Raw genomic sequence first — 24,480 nt, 5'->3', positions numbered from 1 at the left:
AATGAAGAAGTCCATTATTTTCTTTTTAGCCATTTCATTGTTTTTTTCCTGCAAGGATTCCAATTCTAATACGGCTAAAACCACCAATCAAAAAGAGACTAAGCAGCTCAGAAAAGTCCCTAAAGCCAAAGACGGAATAACTTTAGATGGCGTAGCCGATGAATCTATCTGGCAATCGAGTACTTGGTATCCTATTAATGAATTGTGGCTGGGCAAACCCTACACAGCAGAAGATTTTGAAGCAGAATACGCAATGTGTTGGACAGAAAAAGCATTATATGTCTTAGTAAAAGTGAAAGACGATGTCCTCTATAATCCCTATGAAGATCCGCTAACACGCTGGTGGGACGATGATTGTGTGGAAGTATTTATAGATGAAGACAATAGTGGTGGTGACCACCAATACAATCATAATGCATTTGCATATCATGTTGACTTAAATGGTGATGTGGTTGATGTCATTGCTGAAAACACACCCAAACTATTTAACGATCATGTCATCACAAAAAGAATATCTGAAGGCAATACCTCTGTTTGGGAATTGAAGATTTCTATCTTTGATGATTCGTACCAAAATGATAAAGAAAATGAGCCTGTAATGTTAAAAGCAGGCAAAAAAATAGGTTTTGCAATAGCATATTGCGATAACGACCAAAGCGAAGAACGTGAAAATTTTATAGGCTCCATAGCAGTTGAAGGCGACGACAAAAATCGTGGTTGGATAGATGCTAGCATTTTTGGAACTATAGAACTAACCAATTAAAGACCATGAAAAATACATTAGTAGCACTATGTCTTCTTTGTTTTCTAGTATCTGTTGCACAAACAGACACCAAACTATATGACATCATCGATGCAGTTTCTGAAGAACGCCTCAAACAAGATGTAAAAACACTTGCCGATTTTGGTACACGTCACACACTGAGCGACACCTTATCAGATACTAGAGGAATTGGCGCAGCACGACGTTGGATTAAAGCAGAATTCGACAACATCTCTAAAGACTGCAACAATTGCCTGGAAGTGTTTTACCAAAAAGACTTAGTAGAAGCAGGAGCCAATCAGCGCATTGCTAAAGACGTTTGGGTGGTCAATGTGGTTGCCATTCAGCGAGGAACAAAGTATCCGAATCGCTATGTGATAATGAGTGGTGACATAGACTCTCGTATAAGTGACCCAAATAATTATACAGACGATTCTCCAGGAGCCAACGATAATGCTACAGGTATGGCAGGTGCTATAGAAGCTGCAAGAGTATTATCTAAATATACGTTTGAAAGTAGTATTGTCTATGTAGGACTTTCAGGTGAAGAACAAGGGCTATTTGGAGGTAAAGGACTAGCAAACTATGCTAAGAAAAACAATTGGGACATTATTGGTATTTTAAATAATGATATGATAGGCAACATAAAAGGCGTAGATGGTGTCATTGATAATAGGACTTTCAGAATATTTTCTGAGCCTGTACCTCCAAACGAAACTGAAAATCAGCGAAGAGCCAGACGATTTTATGGTGGTGAAGTAGATGGGATATCTAGACAATTGGCACGCTATGTGCATAAAACCACTAAGACCTACATGCCTGAAATGAATCCTATGATGGTTTACCGATTAGACCGATTTGGTCGTGGTGGACATCATAGACCATTCTGTGACGAAGGTTTTGCAGGCATTAGAATAATGGAAGCACACGAAAACTATACACAACAACATCAAGACATCCGAACTGAAGATGGTATTGCTTATGGAGATACCTTTGAACATGTAAACTTCCCGTATTGTAAAAAGCTAACAGCAGTTAATGCTATAAATTTGGCAAGCCTAGCTTCTGCACCTCCCAGTCCAACAAAAGTTTCGATTGGTGGTATTGTAGAACCTTCTGTCAAACTAATATGGAGTGAAGTTGAAGGTGCCGTAGGATACAAAATTTATTGGAGAGATACGACCTCTCCTACTTGGGACCATAGCAAATATGTTGGTAATAAACTTGGAGGCACACTAGAAGGTATTGTGGTAGACAACTACTTTTTTGGTGTGGCAGCAGTTGGTAAAGATGGTCATGAAAGTTTAGTAGTTTTCCCAAATTCAATATTTAGAAATTAATATTTATGATTAAAAAAATAGCGCATTTAGCTTTAATACTACTTACAACAACTTCAACGCTCCTAGCCCAAGGTTTACTTGAAGAAAAGCAAAAATTCACTAAACAAGATACACTGCGAGGTTCAATAACACCAGAACGCGAATGGTGGGACCTCACCTATTACCATCTAGACATTGAAGTGAATCCTGAAGAAAAATTTATTTCAGGAAAAAACACGATTCAATACAAAGTCCTGAAACCGCATCAAGTGATGCAAATCGACTTACAGCAACCTATGGAGATTACTAAAGTAACCCAAGATGGAAAAACCTGTGCTGTCAAACGTGAAGGCAATGTATTTTATATAATGCTTGGCAAACAAAACAAAGGAGATGTCAATTCAATCGAAGTACATTATGAAGGGCACCCAAGAGAAGCAAGGCGAGCACCTTGGGATGGCGGTTTTTCTTGGAAAAAAGACAACAATGGTAAGCACTTTATCGCCACATCTTGTCAAGGTTTAGGCGCCAGCGTTTGGTGGCCTTGTAAAGACCATATGTATGACGAAGTAGATAGTATGGATATTAGCGTTACAGTACCAAAAGGCTTAATGAATGTATCAAACGGAAGATTGAAAAAGGTTGAAGAGCACGAAGATTCTAACACCTATCATTGGTATGTCAACAATCCAATAAACAACTATGGTGTCAATGTGAATATTGGTGATTACGTCAACTTTTCTGAAGTCTATAAAGGCGAAAATGGCGATTTAGATTTAGATTATTATGTCCTTAGAGACAATCTCGAAAAGGCCAAAGAACAATTCAAAGACGCTCCAAGAATGATTGAAGCATTTGAGCATTGGTTTGGTCCTTATCCGTTCTATGAAGATAGTTTCAAACTTGTTGAAGTACCATATCTAGGCATGGAGCATCAAAGCTCAGTTACTTATGGTAATGGGTACCAAAATGGATATCGTGGTACAGATTTATCAGGAACTGGATGGGGACTAAAATTCGACTTCATTATTGTACATGAAGGCGGTCACGAATGGTTTGCCAATAATATTACCAACAAGGACATAGCCGACATGTGGATCCACGAAGGGTTTACAGCCTATTCAGAAAATCTCTTCTTAGATTATTTCTACGGAAAAGAAGCCTCTGCCGATTATGTTATTGGTACACGAAAACGCATACAAAATGATCGTCCATTAATTGGTCCGTATGACGTTAATCAAGAAGGCTCTAGCGATATGTATTACAAAGGTGCAAACATACTACATACTATAAGACAACTTTTAGAAGATGATGATAAATGGAGACAAATCCTCAGAGGCTTAAACAAAGAATTTTACCATAAAACAGTAACCACCAAGCAGATTGAAGACTATATCAGCAAACAAAAAGGCGTTGATCTTACAGAGTTTTTTAATCAATATCTAAGAACTACGATGATTCCCACCTTAGAGTATTCCATTAAAGACGGAGAGCTAAAATACCGTTGGACAAATATTATCGACAAGTTTGATATGCCTGTCCAAGTTATTATTGATGGTAAGTCTGATTGGTTATTCCCTAATGCTGAATGGAAGACAAAATCAATTAAAACAGAATCATTTGAAGTTGATCGTGACTTCTATGTGAACTCAAAAAAGCTATAATGGGATATCCAGAACTTTATTTTGAACGCGATGTCGATTGGTACGACTGGTTACTACAAAACCATGATCAGCATAATGGTGTTTACCTCATCTTTTATAAGCTTGAAACGAAAATCCCTACAATGCGTTGGGAAGAAGCTGTAAAAGTTGCTTTATGCTTTGGTTGGATTGATTCTACTGTAAAAAGTTTAGGCAATGGTAAACGCAGGCAGTACTTCTGCCCAAGAAAACCAAAAAGTGTCTGGAGCGCTTTAAACAAGCGATATATAGTAGAGTTAACCGAAAAAAACCTGATTCAAGATGCTGGGCAAAAAAGTATAGATATTGCTAAAGCAAATGGTAGTTGGTCTGCTTTAGATGATGTTGAGAATGAAGTCATTCCAGAAGAACTCCAAAACGCATTTGACCAAAACCCTACAGCTTTTGAGAATTACAAAAACTTTTCAACCTCATACAGAAAAGGCTATTTATATTGGTTGAATTCTGCAAAGAGAGAAGCAACAAGACAAAAACGCATTGAGGAGATTATAAAGCTTTGCGAAGCAAACATAAAAACTCGCGGTACTTATTAGTACATCAGTTTTTTAATATTATCCATATACCCTCTACTTACTCTTACCACATCGCCATTTTGCATGGTAACATCGTAGCTTTTAGTATACTTATTAAGTTCTTTCACTCTATTAATATTGATGATCGAAGAACGGTGTACTCTGATAAAAATAGAAGCATTCAATTTTTCTTCGAGTGAAGAAATCCCGTAGTTGCTTAAATACGTTTTGTCTTCAGTAATAAGCTTGGAATAATCTCCATAAGCTTCTATTCGTACTACATCTTCCAAAGAAATGGTAACCAATTTATTTTGTGACTGAACAAGAATACGCTCAGGAATCTTTGGAGAGTCCATGAACAAGCTTTCAGCCAAAGGTCTAGCTTTGTTACCCCCAGAATTAAGTTCTAGACGCTCAACAGCTACTTTAAAACGTTCCTTTGTATAAGGCTTAAGGAGATAGTCCACGGCATGTACATCAAAAGCCTTGAGTGCATATTGGTCGTACGCTGTTGAGAATATAATCTGTGGCAATTCTTCTAGATGAGTTAAAACATCAAACCCTGTCATTCCTGGCATTTGAACATCCAGAAATACAAGATCTGGTTTGAACTCATTCACCATTTTCACGGCATCAACACCGTTATTTGCTTCTCCCAAGAGTACCAACTCAGGAAAATCTTCAAGATATTCCTTAATCAATTTCCTGCCAGCTGCTTCATCATCAACAATAATTACTTTCTTCATATAGCGAAATTAATTTTTAGACCTTTAGGTGTATTGTCAGACAACTGCAAGGTAGTTTTATACATTTTTTCTAAGCGAAGCCTAGTATTGGTAAGTCCTATACCTTTATCGAATGCATTGGTTTTGTCCTTAATACCAACTCCTGTATCTGCTATTTCAAATGCCAACTGGTCTCCTTTTTTCTGTATGCTAATTGAGATTTTCCCACCTTCAATCAATGAAGACAGACCATGTTTTACTGAATTTTCTACCAAAGGTTGAAGTAGCATCGGAGGCACTAGTTCATTGAGAATACTGTCATCCACATCAATATCAATCTCTAAGCGTTCTTGAAAGCGTTCTTTTTCTAAAGCAAGGTATTTATTGACGAACTCTAGTTCTTCTCTTAACGGAACTTTTTCTACCTGAGAAGCTTTTAGTTGATACCTAAACAAATCAGATAACTCAGCAATGAGATGGCGTGTACGTTCATTTTTTGCCGGAACCGAAGCACTTATCGTATTAAAAATATTATATAAAAAATGAGGATTGAGCTGAGCCTTTAGAGCAGATATTTCACTTTTTAATGCTGCTGTTCGTAATTCCCCTTCTAATCGTATTTTCCTCTGATTATCTAAGTAATAATTATAAGAATGAATAATCCCAAACTGAAGTGTATAAAACAAGGCTGGTATATAAATATCCCATACTCTAGCTACGCCGTTAAGATGTCCAAAACCAACGATTTCGCTTATCCAATAATAAAGCTGTTGCCAGATTAGCACAAAAGCTGGCAGGAAAATAAAATGCAAAGAGATCTTTTTTATGTTTTTCCATCCCTTCAAACGTCTTATAAGCAACCACCATATAGGAAAGGTAAGCAAAGCTTTAAGAATATAATCCAGCCCGACAGTATCCATAAACTCTCCAAAATCTAATAGAGAAACTTCGCCTTTGCTCCAGGCTCTACTATTAATAGTAATTGCAGTATGATAAGCAAATGCCCAAAAAAGATAAAATCCCAAAAAAGCAATCAATTCGCCTGATTGAATTCCCAATATTCGTTTCTTTAAAAATGGTTGTGCCTCCATACTTTTATTTTCAACAAATTTAAAGTTAGCATATTTTTTTCGCTTACTCTAATCGATGAGCTGACCTATTTCCAGTTGAGTTGTCCATTTCAATTCGTCGCTCTATAGGTCAACTTATCGGAATTGAAGTGCATACCATATAGGATACAATCATCTTTGTGTCATAAAATCATTCAATCATGAAAACGAACGTCATCATATTCTTAATCAGTTTATTTACTTCAACATCCTTCGCTCAATCTAGTGTAAAAGGTCGTGTGGTAGATGACAACTCTCAAGCAGTTCCAGCAGTAGTTGTTTCACTATTCAATGAAGATAAAAGCAAATTCATTAAAGCAGCTATTGCTGAGAATGATGGTAGTTTCATTATTAATAATGTTGCACAAGGAAAGTATGTTATTAATATTACTAGCCTAGGATTTAAAGATTATAATTCTGAAGTTTTTGAAGTTTTGGGCGGTGAAAAAAATCTTGGTAACATCACCTTGATTACAGATTCTGAAACCTTGGATGAAGTTGTTGTAAAAGCCGAGAAACCAATGGTGCAGGTCTTGGCAGACAAAACAGTGTTCAATGTTCAGAATACCATTAACGCCACTGGTGACTCTGGTTTCGAACTGCTTAGAAAGGCACCTGGAGTTATTATTGATAATAATGACAACCTCATCGTCGAAGGAAAAACAGGTGTACTGATCTACATTGATGATAAGCCATCAGTTCTTAGAGGACAGGATTTGGTGAATTACCTAAAAACAATCCAAGCTAGTGATATTGATGCCATAGAAATAATCACTCAACCATCATCAAAATATGATGCTGAAGGGAATGCTGGAATTATCAATATTCGTTTTAAACGCGATAAAAGCCTGGGCACAAATGGAAGTGCGACTTCTGGATTTACCTATGGAGAATTTGCTAGGCTGAATAACTCTGTATCGTTTAACACTCGTAGTAAAAAAGTGAGCATTTACGGCACATTTAGCAATCGTTTTGGTGAAAGCCTAAGTTTTATAAACCTCTTCAGAACACAGAACAACACAATTTTTGATGCACAAACTGAAACTATTTATGACAATGCGAGTAACAACATCAGAACTGGTTTTGATTGGTATGCGAGCAAAAAATCCACATTCGGAATTATCTTGTCTGGAAACTTTAGCCGAAGAGATTCCGATAGCGACTCCAGAACTCCAATAACTCCAATTGGTGCTAATATTCCTGATGAAATATTGGTTGCTGGCAGTGACACAGAATCAAAAACGTCGAATTTGTATACCAACATCAACTATAAATTTAAAGGCGACAATGGCTCTTCAATCAACATTGATGTCGATTATGGTATCTATGACAGTGATCGCAACAATCTACAGCCAAACCAGTATTTTGATGGTACTGAGACTAACTTGATTAGTGAAACTATTAACTATATGGTTACACCTATCGAAATTAATCTATTCACTTCAAAACTCGATTACGAGCAAGATCTCTTAAAGGGAAAACTGGGAGTAGGTGTTAAGTTTGCTCAGGTAGTCACTGATAACCAATTTGATTTCTTTGATCGCATTAACGGACAAGATATCATCAATGTAGAGCGTACCAACCAATTTGAATATGATGAGCAAGTAAATGCTGCTTATATCAACTATAACAAGAAATATAAAAAGTTTAATATCCAGTTAGGGTTACGTATGGAGCATACCAATTCTGATGGCACATTGACCGCGTTACAGGAAGAACAAAACGACCGTGTAAAACGTAATTATACAGATTGGTTCCCAAGTGGTGGTATTACCTATCAAATGAATCAAAAAAACTCTTTTGCATTAACGTATAGTCGTCGTATTCAAAGACCAAATTATGCTAGTTTAAATCCGTTTGAATACAAAATCGATGAGTTATCATTCAGTAAAGGAAATCCGTTTCTTCAACCGCAATACACAGATAATCTAAAGTTATCGCATACATTCAACTATCGTTTAACTACATCGATCAGCTATAGTTTTATTAAAGACTATTTTGCTAAAATAACTGAGGCGGTCGGGAATAATCAGAATTTCTTAACCACAAGAAATGTTGCAAACCAAAAGGTCATTAATCTAGGCGTCTCCTACCCTACAAGCTTCAATAAATGGTGGAGTATTTACTTTAGTTTGAATGCTTACAGAAGTATATTTGAAGCTACTAATGAAGATTTTAATCCTATTTCTCAGAATACACTAAGCCTTTATGCACAGAATACATTTAAACTTCCAAAAGGATTTAGAGCAGAAGTATCTGGATGGTACAGTTCTCCATCAATTTGGGGAGGTACCTATGAGACCAGAAGCTTAGGCTCTTTGAATATTGCGGTGCAAAAAAAGTTCTTTGATGATAGACTTACTGCTAGACTAGCTTTTAATGATATTCTTTACACATCGCCTTGGCAAGGTGACACCCAATTTGGTAGTCTTACCATTAATGGCGATGGCGGTAACGATAGTAGACAAGTACGCTTTAACCTTACATACAATTTTGGACGAAACGAAATCAAAAAAGCGAGACAAAGGAAAACAGGTCTTGAAGATGAGAAAAACAGAATAGGTGGTTAAACCCAGTTGTTAATTTTTCTGGCTTATTATTGGAATCAATAAAAAAAATGTACTTTTAAGGATACGAATACGCTTACACTATTCGTATCCTCTTTTTTATTAGCTATTTTTCTTTCTGAAACCACAAAACCAAACTGTATGAGAGTACTCTTTTTTATTGTGGTCTTCTGTGCTGTCAATACTTATGCCCAAGTAGATACAACATCTATTCAGCAAACTTTAAAACACGCTGAGGAAATTTTTAATGGTGATGTCAATAAAGCGTTGGAACTATATTTACAAGTAAGAGCAGAATCAGAATCTTTAGATTACACTAAAGGTATTATTGATGCCAACAGTAAGATAGCATTTGCATATATCGCTCGAGTAAATAAAATTGATCTTGGTGATTCAATTGCAAGTACTGCATTAAATTTGGCTACTAAGATCAATTACCAAAAAGGTATCGCAGAAAATAATTTTAACCTTGGTATTCTCCATAGTTTTAAGTCCAATCATGAAAGTGCATCTAAACACTACCTTATTGCCTTAGATTTATATGAAAAACTTAAAGACACAAGTAAAATTATAAAGATTAACAGGAATATGGGATTTATTCATACCGAACTAAAAGAGCTTGAAGAATCCAAAAAATATTTAAAAAAAGCAGTCGGCTTAGCGCAAAAAACCAATGATGACATTGCTTACACAATGGCTAGTACTGGATTAGTTCAAATTCATTTGGATACTAATAATCTAAATGAATGTTTTGAGCTACTAAATGAGCTAGAGATTAAAGCAAAAAAGCTCGATAAAAATTTCACATCAAAATACCACATTAATTATTGGTTAAATTATTATTACACACAATATTATTATAAAGTAAACAAAACAAATAAAGCCTTAGATCATGCTATAAAAGCTAAATCTGAAATAAAGAATGATAATGATTATGAGGTTGCTGCTATTCATACTTTAATAGGAGATATTTATAGAAAAATGCATGATTATAAAAATGCTGAAAAAAGCTACAGAAACGCAAAAAAAAGAGCTAAAGAATCCAAACTATTGCAAAGCGAGTTATTAGTTTCCGAAAAATTATTTCAGCTACTAAAAGAATCAAATAATAATGATAAAGAGAAAATAATTTTAGCTGAAAGATGTCTCCTATTAAAAGATAGTTTGTATAATGAAAACATCCTCAAAAAGATAGCCGAAGGCACTGAAAAATACGAGCTAGAAAAAAAAGATAAAGAAATTGCTCAATACCAAGCAACAATAAAAGAACAAGAAAACTCCATTTTGCGACAAAAAGTATCTAACACAAATACAATCGCTATAATCTGTGTTTCTAGCCTATTGCTTATCAGTTTTATTCAATATCAGAGAAACAAATCCAAAACGAAATATTCGGCACAACTAAAACAAAGCAATGAAGAGTTATATCAAGCCAAGATTGGTGCCGAAAAGGCTTATAAGGATAAGTCTTTATTTTTAAATTCAATAACTCATGAATTAAAAACCCCTCTCAATGCCATTATTGGTATTTCTCAATTGTTGTCCGAAACAAGAAAGGTCAAAGCCTCTGAAAGGGAATCATTACTGGAAACTTTATCTTTTTCAGGGAAATACCTTTTGGGCTTAGTAAACAATGTACTTACCATAAACCTCTTCTCCGAGAAAAAAGATATTAGTATCGCTGAATCACCTTTCAATATAGAAATGCTCTTGAATAATGTGATAGAACTAACCAATTCCAACAACAATAATAAAATCAATTACACCATAGGCAAAAGAGTCCCAAAGGAAGTTATTGGAGACGAAATAAAGCTGGTACAAATACTCTTTAATCTAATCTCTAATGCTAATAAATTTACAGAGAATGGCAATATCAATATTACTATTCTACTAGTTGAACAAATCAACAACACCATAGAATTAAATTTTAGTGTAAAAGATACCGGGATTGGTATTTCGCAATCCAATCAACAAAAAATCTTTGACACCTTCTTTAGAGTACATTCAGAATTAAACTCAAAGTACGAAGGCTCTGGTTTAGGGCTATCTATCATCCAAAAACTATTGAAGCTTTATAATAGGGAATTATATTTAATTTCTGCTGAAGGTAAAGGTTCTACATTTTCATTCTCACTTCCTTTTAAAAAAATAAAGGATAACAAAAAAGAGCTTCCTACATCAGAAATGACGTACCCAAAGCATATCAATATTCTAGCAGCGGATGACAATCTTATCAATCAAATGTTGCTCAAAAAGACTTTGGATCATGAAAATATCTCCTTCAAAATCGCCAGTAATGGTAAAGAAGTACTAGATCTGCTAGAAAAAAACGACAATTTTGATCTTATACTCATTGATATGATGATGCCAGTGATGGATGGTTTTGAAGCTTCAGAAAAAATACGAGAATTTAACGAGCAAATTCCTATTGTCGCATTTACCTCTATCGAAAAAGAATCTAACCTAAAGAACTTTGAAAAAGTTGGCATAAAAACCATCTTGAACAAGCCAATAGATAAAAAGCTACTTCACGAAACGATTTTTAATGAAATCTTTTTAAAAGCTAGCTAATTATAGACCACTAATAAAACTTCCGTAAGGATCTTTAAATTGTAATCCTTCGGTAAATCTATATTTACTTAGCTGTTTATATTCTACCAAAGCCCAAAGAATAAATTCTTTCACAAAATAGCTATCCGCTTTTTCCAAATTAGGCTGATATTCCCCAACTAAATCATCGAGCGGAGATACAGCGTCTAAAACAGCTTTATACTCTTTATCTCTGAGATCATCTAGCAGTTCGAATCCTTCTTTTTGATGAAAAAACCATGATACTAAATCATCATAAGGCGTCTCTTCATCTTGCTTCTGAAGCTTTTCAATCTTTGGGAAATATTTTGGGAACAACGTCTTTATGGCCTCTTCAATCAATGAATTTGCAACAAAATCTGCACCTTCTTGCTCACCTTCGTACACCAATTCCACTTTCCCTGTAATAGCAGGAATAACGCCAATAAAATCACTTAATCTTACTGATGTCATCTTATCATCAGAAAGTAATGCTCTACGCTCTGCTGTACTCAATAAGTTTTCAAAAGCAGTAATACTCATCCTTGCACTCACACCGCTTTTTACATCGACGTATTCGCTTTCTCTAGCCTCAAAACTGATTTGTTCCAACAACTCTTTTGCAAGTTCAGGTACATAGACAAGTTCCGATTGCCTAGCATCCAACTTGGCTTCCTGCTCAGTAATCGTTTTAGCAATTTCTATAGTATCTGGATAGTGCGTCAGTATCTGAGATCCAATTCTGTCCTTCAAAGGTGTAACAATACTTCCTCTATTGGTATAATCTTCAGGATTGGCAGTAAATAAAAACTGCATATCAAGTGGTAACCTTAACTTAAATCCTCTAATTTGAATATCACCTTCTTGTAGAATATTAAACAATGCTACCTGAATTCTAGCCTGCAAATCTGGAAGTTCGTTAATAACAAAAATGCAGCGATTCGCACGAGGAATCATCCCGTAATGAATCACACGATCGTCTGCATAACTCAACTTTAAATTTGCAGCTTTTATAGGATCTACATCACCAATAATATCAGCTACAGTAACATCTGGTGTAGCAAGCTTTTCGGCAAATCGCTCATCTCTATGCAACCAACTTATTGGTGTATCATCGCCCTTTTCTTTAATCAATTCAGTAGCATATCTTGAAATCGGCTGAAGAGGATCATCATTAATTTCTGAACCTTCAATTACTGGGATGTATTCATCCAGTAAACCAATCATCAGTCGTGCTAAACGAGTTTTGGCTTGTCCTCTGAGTCCTAGTAAATTTATATTGTGTTTAGACAAAATTGCACGTTCCAGTTCTGGGATTACCGTATGCTCGTAACCATGGATTCCAGTAAAAGACGTAATGCCTTCTTTAATATTTTTAATTAGATTATCTCTTAACTCATCCTTTATAGACTTGCATTGATAACCTGCTTGCTTTAGTGCTCCTAGTGTTCTTACTTGTTCTATATTCATTAACCTTTTATTCTTCTTTTTCTATTGTTTTCGTAATCTTCAAAAATCATTTCACCGAGACCTTTCAATCCAGTATAGAAGGCTTTACCTCTATTAGCTTTGGTAAACTCCTGTACAAATCGCATCAAATAACTGTCATCGGTGATCATAAATGTTGTGATGGGTATATGTAACCGTCTTGCCTGCTGAGCCATAGCATAACACTTATTCACAATATAGGGATCTAACCCAACACTATTCTTATAATATTGCCCATCTGGCATTCTAAGACAACTCGGCTTACCATCAGTAATCATAAATATCTGCTTATTGGTATTGCGTTTTCGTCTCAACATGTCCATGGCCAATTGTAAACCAGCAACAGTATTGGTATGGTAAGGACCAACCTTAAGATAGGGTAAATCTTTAATTGCTATTGGCCAGGCATCATTTCCAAAAACCAAAATATCGAGTGTATCCTTTGGATATCGTGTAGTGATAAGTTCTGCCAATGCCATGGCAACTTTCTTAGCAGGAGTAATTCGGTCTTCACCATACAAAATCATACTGTGGCTAATATCAATCATTAACACAGTACTCATCTGCGATTTATGCAAAGTCTCTTCTACTACCAGATCATCTTCAGTAATATTGAAGTCATTGATACCGTGGTTAATCTGTGCATTTCGCAAGGTTTCAGTCATCGACACCTTATCCAAAGCATCTCCAAATTGATATGCTCTAAAATCCCCTGTGTGCTCATCGCCTATCCCTGGAGATTTGCTTTTGTGATTTCCAGAACCAGATCGCTTTATCTTGCCAAAGATTTGGTCTAAGGCTTGCTGTCTGATGGCACGCTCTGTTTTAGAGGTGATTTTTAATCCATTGCCGTTTCCATCAGGGTCAATTTCTTCTCGTATATAGCCTTTCTTTTTAAGGTCTTCAATAAAATCTTCAATAGTATAATCCTCTGTGGTAAGATTGTATTCTTCATCCAATTGTCGTAACCAATCTATAGCTTCATCAAAATCACCAGAAGTATACGTGATTAACTCCTTAAAAACTTCAAACAGTTTTTCGAAGGGTGATTGCTCAGGAGCTTCATAAAATTTAAAAACAAAACCTTTTCTATTTGGAGATACATTCATAGCAGTATAAAAATACGGCTTTTTAAAATTGTAATAACAGCATTAACATCTATTTTAGAAATGACAATTTTGTTTTCGTTACCTTTAGTGTCTTCTTAACTAACCTTATAATAAATAATGAGAAAATACCTTTCTGTGATTGCCTTTATAGGCTTCACACTTCTGTCTGCACAAGAGTTTTCGATGGACTTAGTTAAAAACATGGCACCAAGGAATATTGGACCTGGTGGTATGTCTGGCCGTGTAACAGCAATTGACGTTGTTCTTAATAATCCCGATATAATGTATGTTGGAACTGCTTCTGGAGGTTTATGGAAATCTAACTCTGGTGGCATCACTTGGGATCCTATATTCGATAAGGAAGTTACTGCATCCATCGGAGCAGTGGCCATTCAACAGTCAAACCCAAGTGTAATTTGGGTAGGCACAGGTGAAGGCAATCCAAGGAATAGTCTCAATGGTGGTTATGGTGTATATCGCTCATTAGATGGTGGTCGCTCCTGGCAATCTATGGGATTAGAAAAAACACGACACATACATAGAATTATTATCGACCCTACAAACCCAGATGTTGTGTATGTTGGTGCTATTGGGTCACCTTGGGGAGTTCATCCAGAACGTGGTGTGTTTAAAACTACAGATGGCGGAAAAACATGGAACAAGATATTATTCGCTAATAATAAAACTGGAGTTGGTGACCTTATTATGGATCCAACCAATCCCAATAAACTTATAGCTGCCCTTTGGGAACATAAGCGCGATCCTTGGTTCTTTAAATCTGGTGGTGAAGGCTCAGGATTACATATTACACATGATGGTGGAAAAACATGGAAGAAACTCACTGAAAAGGATGGTTTGCCAAAAGGTGAACTTGGTCGTATAGGAGTAGCCATAGCTGCGAATAATCCAAATATTGTCTATGCTATTATTGAAGCCAAAAAGAATGCTCTATATAAAAGTGAAGATGGTGGCTTTAAGTGGAAAAAAGTTAATGATAAGAGTGGTACTTCAGGAATTGGAAATAGACCTTTTTATTATTCTGAAATATATGTAGATCCCGAAAACGAGAACAGACTTTACAGTATCTACACGTATGTAAATGTGTCTGAAGACGGAGGAAAAAGTTTCAAACAACTAATGCCTGCCTATGGTGTGAGCAATGGTGTGCATCCAGACCATCATGCTTGGTGGATTCATCCTGAAAATGGGCAATTTATGATTGATGGTAACGATGGTGGTTTGAATATTACCAAAGATGGTGGCAAAACATGGCGTTTTATCGGAAACTTGCCTGTAGCCCAATTTTATCACATTGCTGTAGATAATGAGTTTCCGTATAATGTTTATGGAGGTATGCAAGATAATGGATCCTGGAGAGGTCCAGCTTATGTATGGCGTGCTCAAGGGATAAGAAATAGTTACTGGCAAGAAATAAGCTTTGGTGATGGTTTCGATGTGGTACCAGATAGAGACGACTCACGTTATGGTTGGTCTATGAGTCAACAAGGTTTTGTAAGTCGTTATGATTGGCAAACTGGTAATAATTATAGTGTGCGCCCTACGCATCCAGACCCTGATGTGAGATTACGTTTCAATTGGAATGCTGCTATCAACATTGATCCTTTTGATAATAATACCATTTACTTCGGAAGTCAATTTGTACACAAGTCTACAGATAAAGGAGAAACTTGGACAGTCATCTCACCAGACCTAACTACAAATGATCCTGAAAAGTTAAAACAACACGAAAGTGGTGGTTTAACGATGGACGCTACAGGAGCAGAAAATCACTGTACGATTCTGGTTATAGAACCTTCTACACTAGAGAAAGATATGTTTTGGGTAAGTACAGATGATGGTCGTGTACATTATACTCAGGATGGAGGTAATACCTATACAGAAGTCACAGAAAATATTAAAGGGCTTCCTGCTGGAAGTTGGATTCCTCAGATAAAGGCTTCAAACAAAAATAAAGGCGAAGCGCTTTTAATTGCGAATGATTACAGACGATTCAATTATACACCTTATGCCTATAGAACTAAGGATTACGGAAAAACATGGGAACGTATCGTCGATGCTAATGACACCGAAAGCTATACGCTTGCAATCGTTGAGGATCTTATTGAACCGAATCTACTATTTCTGGGCACAGATGATGGTTTGTACATCTCGATAGATGCAGGGAATAAGTGGACTAAATGGACAGCTGGTTTCCCTACTACATCAGTAAAAGATTTAGTAATCCAACCTAGAGAGCACGATCTAGTAATAGGCACGTTTGGTAGAGCTGCCTGGGTTTTGGACGACATTAGACCTTTAAGAGCTTTAGCAAAAAACAAATCTTTATTGAATAAAAAACTTCAATTATTTAAACCTGCAACAGCGTATCAAGCCGCTTATCAGCAACCTACTGGAAGTCGTTTTGGAGGTGATGCTCTTTATAATGGTGAAAATAGAGCATCTGGTGCGCACTTAGCTTATTATGTTCAGGTTGAACCTAAAAATGATAAGAAAAAGGAAGAGGAAAAAGGTAAAAAAGAAGACAATACCGAAAAAATTGAAAACAAAGTCAAGTGGGATTCTTTGACCATGAATATCTATGATGGTGACAGGCTTATAAGAACTCTAAAACGTAAAGCTCCAGATAGTACTCGAATCTATAAATGGCGCTGGTTTATGAATGAAAAAGGCGGCGACAGACCATCGAGAACCATCAGAAAACGCACAAGAGAACCCGGCGGTGTTTCCGTAAAGCCTGGAACTTACAAAGTGGTATTGCATTTTGGTGATCAAACCTCAGAGCAGATGATTACTGTAGAATCAGATCCTAGGTTAAATGTGTCTCAGGCTAGTATCAATCAAGTATATAATGGTTTAAAAGACATAGAACGCATGCGCCAAACTGCAGCAGATGCAGTGAAACAACTCGTAGAAAGCAAACAGATTGCCGAGAAGTATCAGAAAGCACTCAAGAAGTTAGATAAAGAAGCTTATAAAGAAGAGATAAAATCTTCAAAAGACATCATAAAGCAAATTAATGAAACCATTGCAATTTACTTAGGAAAAGAGGACAAGCGCCAAGGTATTACACGAAATCCAGAGATGAACGTAAACAGACGTTTGGGAACGGCTGCTTCTTATGTTGGTTCTCGCAAGAATGGTTTAACTTCGACTGAGCACAGACTTATAAAACAGGCTAAAGATGCGCTTCAAGATGCTCTAAATAAAACTAATACATTCTTTAACGATGTTTGGAAACCATATGAAAATAAGGTCAAAACCATTAATCTTTCAGAATTCAAAGACATTAAAACATTTTCAATAGACTAAGTGAAAGAAAGCAACATATTTGAAACTACAATAAAAGGCATACACAGTTTACCTATTCCAGAGGATATAGGTAAATTGTTCTATTCTGGAGGTAAAACCAGAGTAAAAATTAAAGCCACTTTTGAAGGGAACACGATTGAATTTCATGCTGCTCTAAACAGACGAAAAGACGGTTCGTTTTCTATTATGTTTGGGAAAGACAATCAGAAAAAACTGGGTGTGTTTCCTAACGATTATTTTCAACTTCAACTATTTGAAGACCAAAGTAAATATGGCGTAGAAATGCCTGAAGAATTGGAAGCTGTTCTCATGAGTGATTATGAAGGCTATCAGATTTTCGAAAACCTAACTCCTGGTAAACAACGCACCATTATATATGCTATTCTAAGATACAAAACTCCACAAACGAGAGTAGACAAAGCATTATTAGTTATTGAAAATCTTAAGAGAGGTGTTACAAATACGATGGATTTTTTCAAATCTTTTTGAAGATTAAACTACCTGTCGCAATCCTCTGACATCTTCAATCTTTATCTGTTTGCCAGACGTAGAAATAAAACCTTCTTTTTTGAATTGGGATAAGATACGTATCGCAGATTCCGTAGCTGTTCCAACGATATTCGCATAGTCTTCCCTAGACAGTGTCAGACTCAAATACCCATTATCATCAACATCAAAGTTATCATTCAGATACAACAATGTTTCTGCTAATCTTTGTTTTACAGATTTCTGTGCCATATCTACTATGAAATCATCTGCTTCTTTTAGATCTTTAGCCATATCCTTAAGGACTTCCATAGTAAAATTTGGGTTCTTCTTAAGATCAGAGATAATTTCATGTTTGGGAATAAAACATACTTCCATTTGGTCCAAAGCTACAGCGGTAAGATTGGCTGATTCATCACTAACTAAAGAGCGTTGACCCAGTAAATCACCTTTAGTAATCAATTTCACAATCTGATCACGACCATTTTCGCTCAATTTGGACACTTTACAAATACCATCTTTAATACAAAAGACACCATTGATAGTCTCTCCTTCTCTAAATAAAACTTCACCTTTCTTTACAATGCGGTCAGTTTTGCATCCAGAAATTCTAATAAGTTCCTCTTTGGTTAATGCTCTTAGAGTGTTAAACTGCCTAATAATGCACTGTTCGCACTTGCCCATGTCCTTGATAAATTAGCTAATGTAAAAATACTCAAAGTATGACAAATATCATATTTTAAAATTGCTCAAAATATAACCTTTGTCACAGGTATTAATGAGCAAATTATTATGGAACAACTAGATTGTTTCCACTGTGGCGATTCTTGTGGCAAGCATCCAATTTTTTTGGATGACAAAGCATTTTGCTGTAATGGTTGTAAAACCGTTTATGAGATTTTTTCTGAAAACGAACTAACCTGTTATTACGATTTACAATCTTCTCCTGGTGCAGTTCCAAAGGAGATTTCAGGTAAATACGATTTTCTTGAAGATGATGCTATTGTTGAAAAACTGATAGAGTTTGATGATGGCAATCTGCAAATCGCAACACTTTATATTCCACATATTCACTGTAGTTCCTGCATTTGGATACTAGAAAACTTAAACAAGCTCAACCCCCATATAACAGATTCCCAGGTCAACTTTGGGAAGAAAACTGTGAGAGTTTCATACCATTCAAATGAAATTAACTTAAAAGCAATAGTAACGCTACTCAGTAGTATTGGTTACGAGCCTTATATCAGTTTGGAAGATTATGGGTCTAGTCAGAAGCATATCAACAGAAGCCTAATCTACAAACTTGGTATAGCAGGATTTGCCTTTGGGAATATTATGTTCTTATCGTTCCCAGAGTATTTTGAAGTTGGCGAATTCTGGCTAGAGCAGTACAAACATTTATTCAGGTGGTTAATGTTTACGTTTTCTCTACCTGTTGTGTTTTATGCAGCCAAAGATTATTTCATATCTGCCTACAAAGGTTTGAAATCAGGATTACTCAATATAGATGTTCCCATAGCCTTGGGCATAGCTGTATTATTCATAAGGAGTACGGTTGAGATTATTTTCGATCTAGGCACTGGTTTTTTCGATAGCCTTTCAGGACTGGTATTCTTTTTATTGCTAGGGAAATTCTTTCAGCAAAAAACCTACAATTTTTTGTCTTTTGAACGCGATTACAAAAGCTACTTCCCTATTGCTGTTACTAAAATCAATACAGATGGTTCTGAAACTCCGCTTCAGGTTTATGACATCAAAAAAGGAGATCGATTACTCATCAGGAATGAAGAACTCATCCCGGTAGATGCTATTTTAATTAAGGGTAATGCGTCTATAGATTATAGTTTTGTCACAGGTGAATTTAATGCCATTAGCAAAACCTCTGGAGACAAATTATTTGCTGGCGGAAAACAAACCAGAGGTAGTATAGAAATTGAAGCCTTACAATCTGTAGAGCAAAGTTATTTGACCCAACTTTGGAGCAATGACATATTCAAAAAAAATAAAGAAGAACGCTTTACAACTCTTACCAATTCAATAAGTAAACACTTTACCATTACTGTGCTAAGCATTGCAGTAATCGCTACAGTCTTTTGGTTGTTTTACGATGCTAGCAAAGCCATGAATGTGTTTACAGCTGTACTAATTATCGCCTGTCCATGCGCTATTGCTTTGGCTGCTCCATTCACCTTTGGAAACATGTTGCGCATCTTTGGCAAGCTTAAGTTTTATGCAAAAAATGCTTCGGTAATAGAGCAATTGGCTCATGTCAATACAGTAATATTTGATAAAACAGGAACACTAACGTCCAGTAATTCCAGTAAAGCAACATACTATGGAGAGCCACTTACTAATTCAGAAGAAGAATTATTAAAGAATACGCTTCGTGGCTCTAACCATCCATTGAGTAGAACATTATATGATATTCTAGATGAACATAATATCATTTCACTCGATCGCTTCGAAGAACACTTAGGAAAAGGGCTTGAAGGTGCTTCGGGTTCCAATATAATGAGGATTGGATCGGCGAATTTTGTTGGACAAACTGAAAATGACAATGTACTTACAACTGCAGTTCATGTCAACAGTAATAACACTTACAAAGGGAAATTTACATTTAGCAATAGCTATAGAAAAGGAGTTTCAAAATTGTTCAATAGCCTAAAGTCTAATTTCGATTTGGCTATTCTTTCAGGTGATAATGAAAGTGAAAAGGAAAACCTTCAAAAGTTATTGCCTTCAAAAACCAAATTGCTTTTCAATCAAAAACCAGAAGACAAATTAGAATACATAAAACATCATCAACATGAAGGTTCAAAAGTCCTCATGATTGGTGATGGACTCAATGATGCTGGAGCTTTAGCGCAGAGTGATGTTGGTATCGCCATTTCGGAAAATGTCAATGTGTTTTCTCCGGCTTGTGATGCGATTCTCGATGCCACAAAGTTCAATGAGATTTACAACTATATCAAAGCTTCAAAATCTGCAATAAACATTATTCGATGGAGTTTTTTACTCTCCTTTTTTTACAACGCAATAGGCTTATACTTTGCAGTAACAGGACAGTTATCCCCCGTCATTGCAGCTATACTGATGCCTTTGAGTTCGATCAGTATTGTAGTGTTCACAACGATTACTACAAATTGGATAGGAAGAAAATTGAAATAATTAACCAAACATGACAAATGTCATTTTTTATCAATAGGCGTCAAGGTAATTTTGACCCATAACTTCAATAGGTATGAGCGTTATATATATTTTACTAGGTGCCAGTATCGTGGTTGCCATAATCTTTTTCATAGCCTTTATATATGCGGTTAAGCGAGGACAGTATGACGATAGTTATACACCTTCGGTGCGCATGCTTTTTGAGGATGAAATCATTAAAGACAAACAGAAACCAACAATAAACGAATAATCATTCGAAACAGCTATTATGGAAGTACAACAATTCTATTATGATAATAAAATCGTAAAAAAATTCCTTTATGCCACAGTAGTCTTTGGTATTGTAGGAATGACTGTAGGACTGCTCCTGGCGTTTATGTTCCTATTCCCTAACCTCACTGATGGTATTTCTTGGTTAAGTTTTGGTCGATTGCGACCATTACATACCAATGCTGTCATTTTTGCCTTTGTGGGTAATGCAATGTTTGCTGGTATTTATTACTCGCTACAGCGATTACTCAAAACACGTATGGCCAGTGACTTATTGAGTAACATTAACTTTTGGGGTTGGCAATTAATTATTGTAGCCGCAGCCATCACCTTACCTCTAGGATATACAACCTCAAAGGAATATGCCGAACTCGAATGGCCTATAGACATTGCTATAGCTGTAGTATGGGTCGTTTTTGGTATCAACATGATTTGGACCATATTAAAACGTCGCCAACGTCACATGTATGTTGCTGTTTGGTTTTATTTGGCAACGTTTATAACTGTCGCTGTACTTCATATTTTCAATAGCTTAGAATTACCGGTCAATGGTCTTAAGAGTTACTCAGTATATGCAGGTGTTCAAGATGCCTTGGTACAATGGTGGTACGGACATAATGCGGTGGCATTCTTCTTAACTACACCTTTCTTAGGATTGATGTATTACTTTGTACCCAAAGCTGCTAATAGACCAATTTATTCATATAGGCTCTCAATTGTTCACTTCTGGTCATTGATATTCATTTATATCTGGGCTGGTCCTCATCACCTATTATATACTGCTTTACCAGAATGGGCACAAAACTTAGGTGTAGCATTCTCTGTCATGCTTATCGCTCCATCTTGGGGAGGTATGATAAATGGGTTATTGACCTTAAGAGGTGCCTGGGACAAAGTTCGTACAAGTCCAGTTTTAAAGTTTATGGTTGTTGCGATTACTGGTTATGGTATGGCAACTTTCGAAGGCCCTATGCTATCCATAAAGACCGTCAATGCTATGGCTCATTACACGGATTGGATTATAGCCCACGTTCATGTTGGTGCCTTAGCATGGAATGGCTTCTTAACCTTCGGGATGGCGTATTGGTTAATTCCGAAGCTATTTAAGACAGATCTCTTTTCTAAAGGTTTGGCAAACTTCCATTTCTGGATAGGTACTTTAGGTATTATACTATATGCACTACCAATGTATGTTGCTGGGTTCACTCAATGGGCTATGTGGAAACAGTTTAATCCTGATGGAACCTTAGTTTATGGGAATTTCTTAGAAACTGTTACAGAAATCATTCCGATGTACTGGATGCGTGCTATTGGTGGTTCACTTTACATCCTTGGTATGTTTGTTATGGTCTACAACATTTATAAGACTATAAGATCTGGAAGCAAAGTGACAGACGAATTGGCTGAAGCTCCTGCGCTTCAACGTGTCTCAAAAAGACGTATTGCTGGTGAAACATTCCACAATTGGTTAGAACGTAAACCTGTTCAGTTAACCATCTTAGCTACTGTAACTGTACTAATTGGTGGTATCATTCAGATTGTACCAACAATAATGGTAAAATCGAATGTACCAACCATAGAAAATGTGAAACCGTATACCGCTTTAGAGCTAGAAGGAAGAGACCTCTACATACGTGAGGGCTGTGTGTCTTGTCACTCTCAAATGATTAGACCTTTTAGAGACGAAGTAGAACGCTATGGTGAATATTCCAAAGCTGGAGAATTTGTATATGATCATCCATTCCTTTGGGGAAGTAAACGTACAGGACCAGACCTTCATCGAATCGGCGGAAAATATTCAGATAATTGGCACCTCAACCACATGTACGATCCACAAAGTACCTCATCTGGTTCTATAATGCCTGCATACCAATGGTTGATTAGAGATGAACTTGATAAGTCTCAGACCGAAGCCAAAATGAGAACCATGGTAAAACTTGGTGTGCCTTATACTGAAGAAGATATTACCAATGCTCAGCAAAGTATGTTAGAGCAAGGGACTCAAATTGAAGAAAACCTGTATACAGATCCAGATTTTGCTAAAACTTATGAAGCAGATAAAAAAGCTGGAGGTGCAGAGTTTGTTGAGATGAGAAATCGTGAAATCGTTGCCCTGATTGCGTATCTACAACGATTGGGAACAGATATTAAGGTTAAAGACCTTGGAGAAGCAGTAACACCAGAAAACTAATTTGTCATGCTAAAATTTGTAAAAAACCATATGGAAAGTATCACTGGGATAGAAATCTACCCTATGATCTCATTGCTTATATTTTTCATCTTCTTCGTCGCTTTATTCTGGTGGGTTTTCACTGCCAAAAAAGACTATATCAAGTTGATGAGCAACATGCCTTTAGACAACCAAAATCAAACTAAACTATGAGACACAAAATCCCATCTTGGATACGAGTTCCTGTAGTATTCTTTACCATTGCAGGGCTTACAGAATATTTTATCGATTCTGGCGAGAAGCTAGCATTTATAGAACAGCCAACAGTATTGCTATTCTTAATCTTAGTACTATGTATTCTCATAGCTATTGAAGCGATAGTTAGCGGTATGGAAAATGTACTGTTTCAGAGTTTAGACGAAGATGCAAAAGCACGTTTTATTGCAGAACGAGAAAAACCTTTAAAACTCTGGCTTTGGGTAAAAAGCACCTACAAAAAGCTTTTAAAAGCTAAGCCTATTGAAGAAGAGCATGAAATTATTCTAGACCATAACTACGATGGCATTAGAGAATTGGATAATGCGCTTCCTCCTTGGTGGTTATATGGTTTCTATGCCACTATAATTTTTGGTTTTGTGTACATGGCAAAGTATCACATTTTTAATGGCGAAAATCAATATGAAGAACTGGAAATCGAATATGCTGAAGCCAAGATTGCTATAGAAGAATACAAGAAAACGGCTAAAGATTTGGTGGATTTTAACACTGTTGAACTATTAACAGATGCTGGAGATTTGAGTGCCGGAAAAAAGATATTTGACATTAACTGTATTGCTTGCCATAAAGCTGATGGTGGCGGAGGAATTGGCCCTAACCTAACTGATGAGTATTGGATTTTGGGTGGTGGAATTAAGAACATTTTCAAAACCATTTCTGAAGGTGGTAGAGATGGTAAGGGTATGATTGCCTGGAAACAGAATCTTAAACCCTCAGAAATTGCTCAAGTAGCAAGTTATCTGTTACAATTTCAGGGTACTACTCCTGCTGAGCCAAAAGCTCCTGAAGGTGATATTATCTGGACGCCAGAAAGTGATAAAGACACAGAAGGCGAGGTAACTGAAGAACAGGTTACCGAAGACGATGTAAATACAATCGAAACTGATTCTACTTCAGTAAATAACTAAAAAGGATAT

The 24,480-nt window shown here is 36.3% G+C and carries 18 protein-coding genes; 13 read left to right on the top strand and 5 right to left on the bottom strand.

What is annotated here, in order from left to right; all coding sequences use genetic code 11:
- Position 1: 1 nt before the first annotated feature.
- From NCE97_RS11640 to NCE97_RS11625, 4 genes are read left to right on the top strand one after another with little or no spacing between them, the layout of a single operon-like run.
- Positions 2-763: a sugar-binding protein gene (locus tag NCE97_RS11640; RefSeq protein WP_353779441.1), complete on the top strand. Its 762-nt coding sequence runs from the start codon at positions 2-4 to the stop codon at positions 761-763.
- A 5-nt stretch (positions 764-768) separates the two neighbouring features.
- The gene (locus tag NCE97_RS11635; protein ID WP_353779440.1) at positions 769-2,103 is read left to right on the top strand and encodes a M28 family peptidase; all 1,335 of its coding nucleotides are present in this window, start codon (positions 769-771) and stop codon (positions 2,101-2,103) included.
- Positions 2,104-2,108: 5 nt separating this feature from the next.
- Positions 2,109-3,746, top strand: a complete 1,638-nt coding sequence (locus NCE97_RS11630) for a M1 family metallopeptidase (RefSeq protein ID WP_353779439.1) — start codon at positions 2,109-2,111, stop codon at positions 3,744-3,746.
- On the top strand, positions 3,746-4,318 hold the full coding sequence (locus tag NCE97_RS11625; protein WP_353779438.1) for a YdeI/OmpD-associated family protein: 573 nt from the start codon (positions 3,746-3,748) through the stop codon (positions 4,316-4,318). Before NCE97_RS11630 ends, NCE97_RS11625 begins: the two co-directional genes overlap by 1 nt.
- Here the strand turns inward: NCE97_RS11625 and NCE97_RS11620 are convergent.
- Positions 4,315-5,043: a LytR/AlgR family response regulator transcription factor gene (locus NCE97_RS11620; protein WP_353779437.1), complete on the bottom strand. Its 729-nt coding sequence runs from the start codon at positions 5,041-5,043 to the stop codon at positions 4,315-4,317. The two genes, NCE97_RS11625 and NCE97_RS11620, sit on opposite strands and share 4 nt — an antisense overlap.
- On the bottom strand, positions 5,040-6,113 hold the full coding sequence (locus NCE97_RS11615) for a sensor histidine kinase (protein ID WP_353779436.1): 1,074 nt from the start codon (positions 6,111-6,113) through the stop codon (positions 5,040-5,042). The genes NCE97_RS11620 and NCE97_RS11615 overlap by 4 nt, the downstream gene beginning before the upstream one ends.
- A gap of 179 nt (positions 6,114-6,292) precedes the next feature.
- Between NCE97_RS11615 and NCE97_RS11610 the strand changes: the two genes are divergently transcribed.
- On the top strand, positions 6,293-8,701 hold the full coding sequence (locus tag NCE97_RS11610; protein WP_353779435.1) for a TonB-dependent receptor domain-containing protein: 2,409 nt from the start codon (positions 6,293-6,295) through the stop codon (positions 8,699-8,701).
- A 138-nt stretch (positions 8,702-8,839) separates the two neighbouring features.
- Positions 8,840-11,269 (top strand): ATP-binding protein, encoded by a 2,430-nt coding sequence (locus NCE97_RS11605; protein WP_353779434.1) that lies wholly within the window; start codon positions 8,840-8,842, stop codon positions 11,267-11,269.
- Here the strand turns inward: NCE97_RS11605 and NCE97_RS11600 are convergent, their stop codons facing one another.
- Together NCE97_RS11600 and NCE97_RS11595 are read right to left on the bottom strand one after the other, a co-directional pair.
- The gene (locus NCE97_RS11600; protein ID WP_353779433.1) at positions 11,270-12,736 is read right to left on the bottom strand and encodes a MoxR family ATPase; all 1,467 of its coding nucleotides are present in this window, start codon (positions 12,734-12,736) and stop codon (positions 11,270-11,272) included. It abuts the gene before it with no gap.
- Positions 12,736-13,863: a vWA domain-containing protein gene (locus NCE97_RS11595; RefSeq protein WP_353779432.1), complete on the bottom strand. Its 1,128-nt coding sequence runs from the start codon at positions 13,861-13,863 to the stop codon at positions 12,736-12,738. The genes NCE97_RS11600 and NCE97_RS11595 overlap by 1 nt, the downstream gene beginning before the upstream one ends.
- Positions 13,864-13,980: 117 nt before the next feature.
- On the opposite strand from NCE97_RS11595, the gene NCE97_RS11590 reads away from it, so the two are divergent.
- Both NCE97_RS11590 and NCE97_RS11585 read left to right on the top strand, forming a co-directional pair.
- Positions 13,981-17,193 carry a VPS10 domain-containing protein gene (locus NCE97_RS11590; RefSeq protein WP_353779431.1) on the top strand — a complete coding sequence of 1,071 codons (3,213 nt, stop codon included), beginning with the start codon at positions 13,981-13,983 and terminating at the stop codon, positions 17,191-17,193.
- Positions 17,194-17,682: a YdeI/OmpD-associated family protein gene (locus tag NCE97_RS11585; protein WP_353779430.1), complete on the top strand. Its 489-nt coding sequence runs from the start codon at positions 17,194-17,196 to the stop codon at positions 17,680-17,682. It abuts the gene before it with no gap.
- A 3-nt stretch (positions 17,683-17,685) separates the two neighbouring features.
- Here the strand turns inward: NCE97_RS11585 and NCE97_RS11580 are convergent, their stop codons facing one another.
- Positions 17,686-18,363 carry a Crp/Fnr family transcriptional regulator gene (locus tag NCE97_RS11580; RefSeq protein ID WP_353779429.1) on the bottom strand — a complete coding sequence of 226 codons (678 nt, stop codon included), beginning with the start codon at positions 18,361-18,363 and terminating at the stop codon, positions 17,686-17,688.
- A 108-nt stretch (positions 18,364-18,471) separates the two neighbouring features.
- On the opposite strand from NCE97_RS11580, the gene NCE97_RS11575 reads away from it, so the two are divergent.
- The 5 genes from NCE97_RS11575 (at position 18,472) to NCE97_RS11555 (ending at position 24,471) form a co-directional block, all read left to right on the top strand.
- A complete protein-coding gene (locus NCE97_RS11575) occupies positions 18,472-20,847 on the top strand; it encodes a heavy metal translocating P-type ATPase (protein WP_353779428.1) in 2,376 nt (791 codons plus the stop codon).
- A gap of 73 nt (positions 20,848-20,920) precedes the next feature.
- Positions 20,921-21,097, top strand: coding sequence for a cbb3-type cytochrome oxidase assembly protein CcoS (ccoS, locus tag NCE97_RS11570; RefSeq protein WP_353779427.1), 177 nt, complete (start codon positions 20,921-20,923; stop codon positions 21,095-21,097).
- Between the two features lie 18 nt (positions 21,098-21,115).
- On the top strand, positions 21,116-23,308 hold the full coding sequence (ccoN, locus tag NCE97_RS11565; protein ID WP_353779426.1) for a cytochrome-c oxidase, cbb3-type subunit I: 2,193 nt from the start codon (positions 21,116-21,118) through the stop codon (positions 23,306-23,308).
- A gap of 6 nt (positions 23,309-23,314) precedes the next feature.
- Positions 23,315-23,500, top strand: coding sequence for a CcoQ/FixQ family Cbb3-type cytochrome c oxidase assembly chaperone (locus NCE97_RS11560; protein ID WP_353779425.1), 186 nt, complete (start codon positions 23,315-23,317; stop codon positions 23,498-23,500).
- Positions 23,497-24,471, top strand: coding sequence for a cbb3-type cytochrome c oxidase N-terminal domain-containing protein (locus NCE97_RS11555; RefSeq protein ID WP_353779424.1), 975 nt, complete (start codon positions 23,497-23,499; stop codon positions 24,469-24,471). Before NCE97_RS11560 ends, NCE97_RS11555 begins: the two co-directional genes overlap by 4 nt.
- Positions 24,472-24,480 lie beyond the last annotated feature (9 nt).

This window comes from Winogradskyella sp. 3972H.M.0a.05 (assembly GCF_040493455.1).
Lineage (GTDB): Bacteria > Bacteroidota > Bacteroidia > Flavobacteriales > Flavobacteriaceae > Microcosmobacter.
The sequence above is the reverse complement of the archived record's forward strand: the minus strand, read 5'-3'. Positions and strand labels throughout refer to the sequence as shown.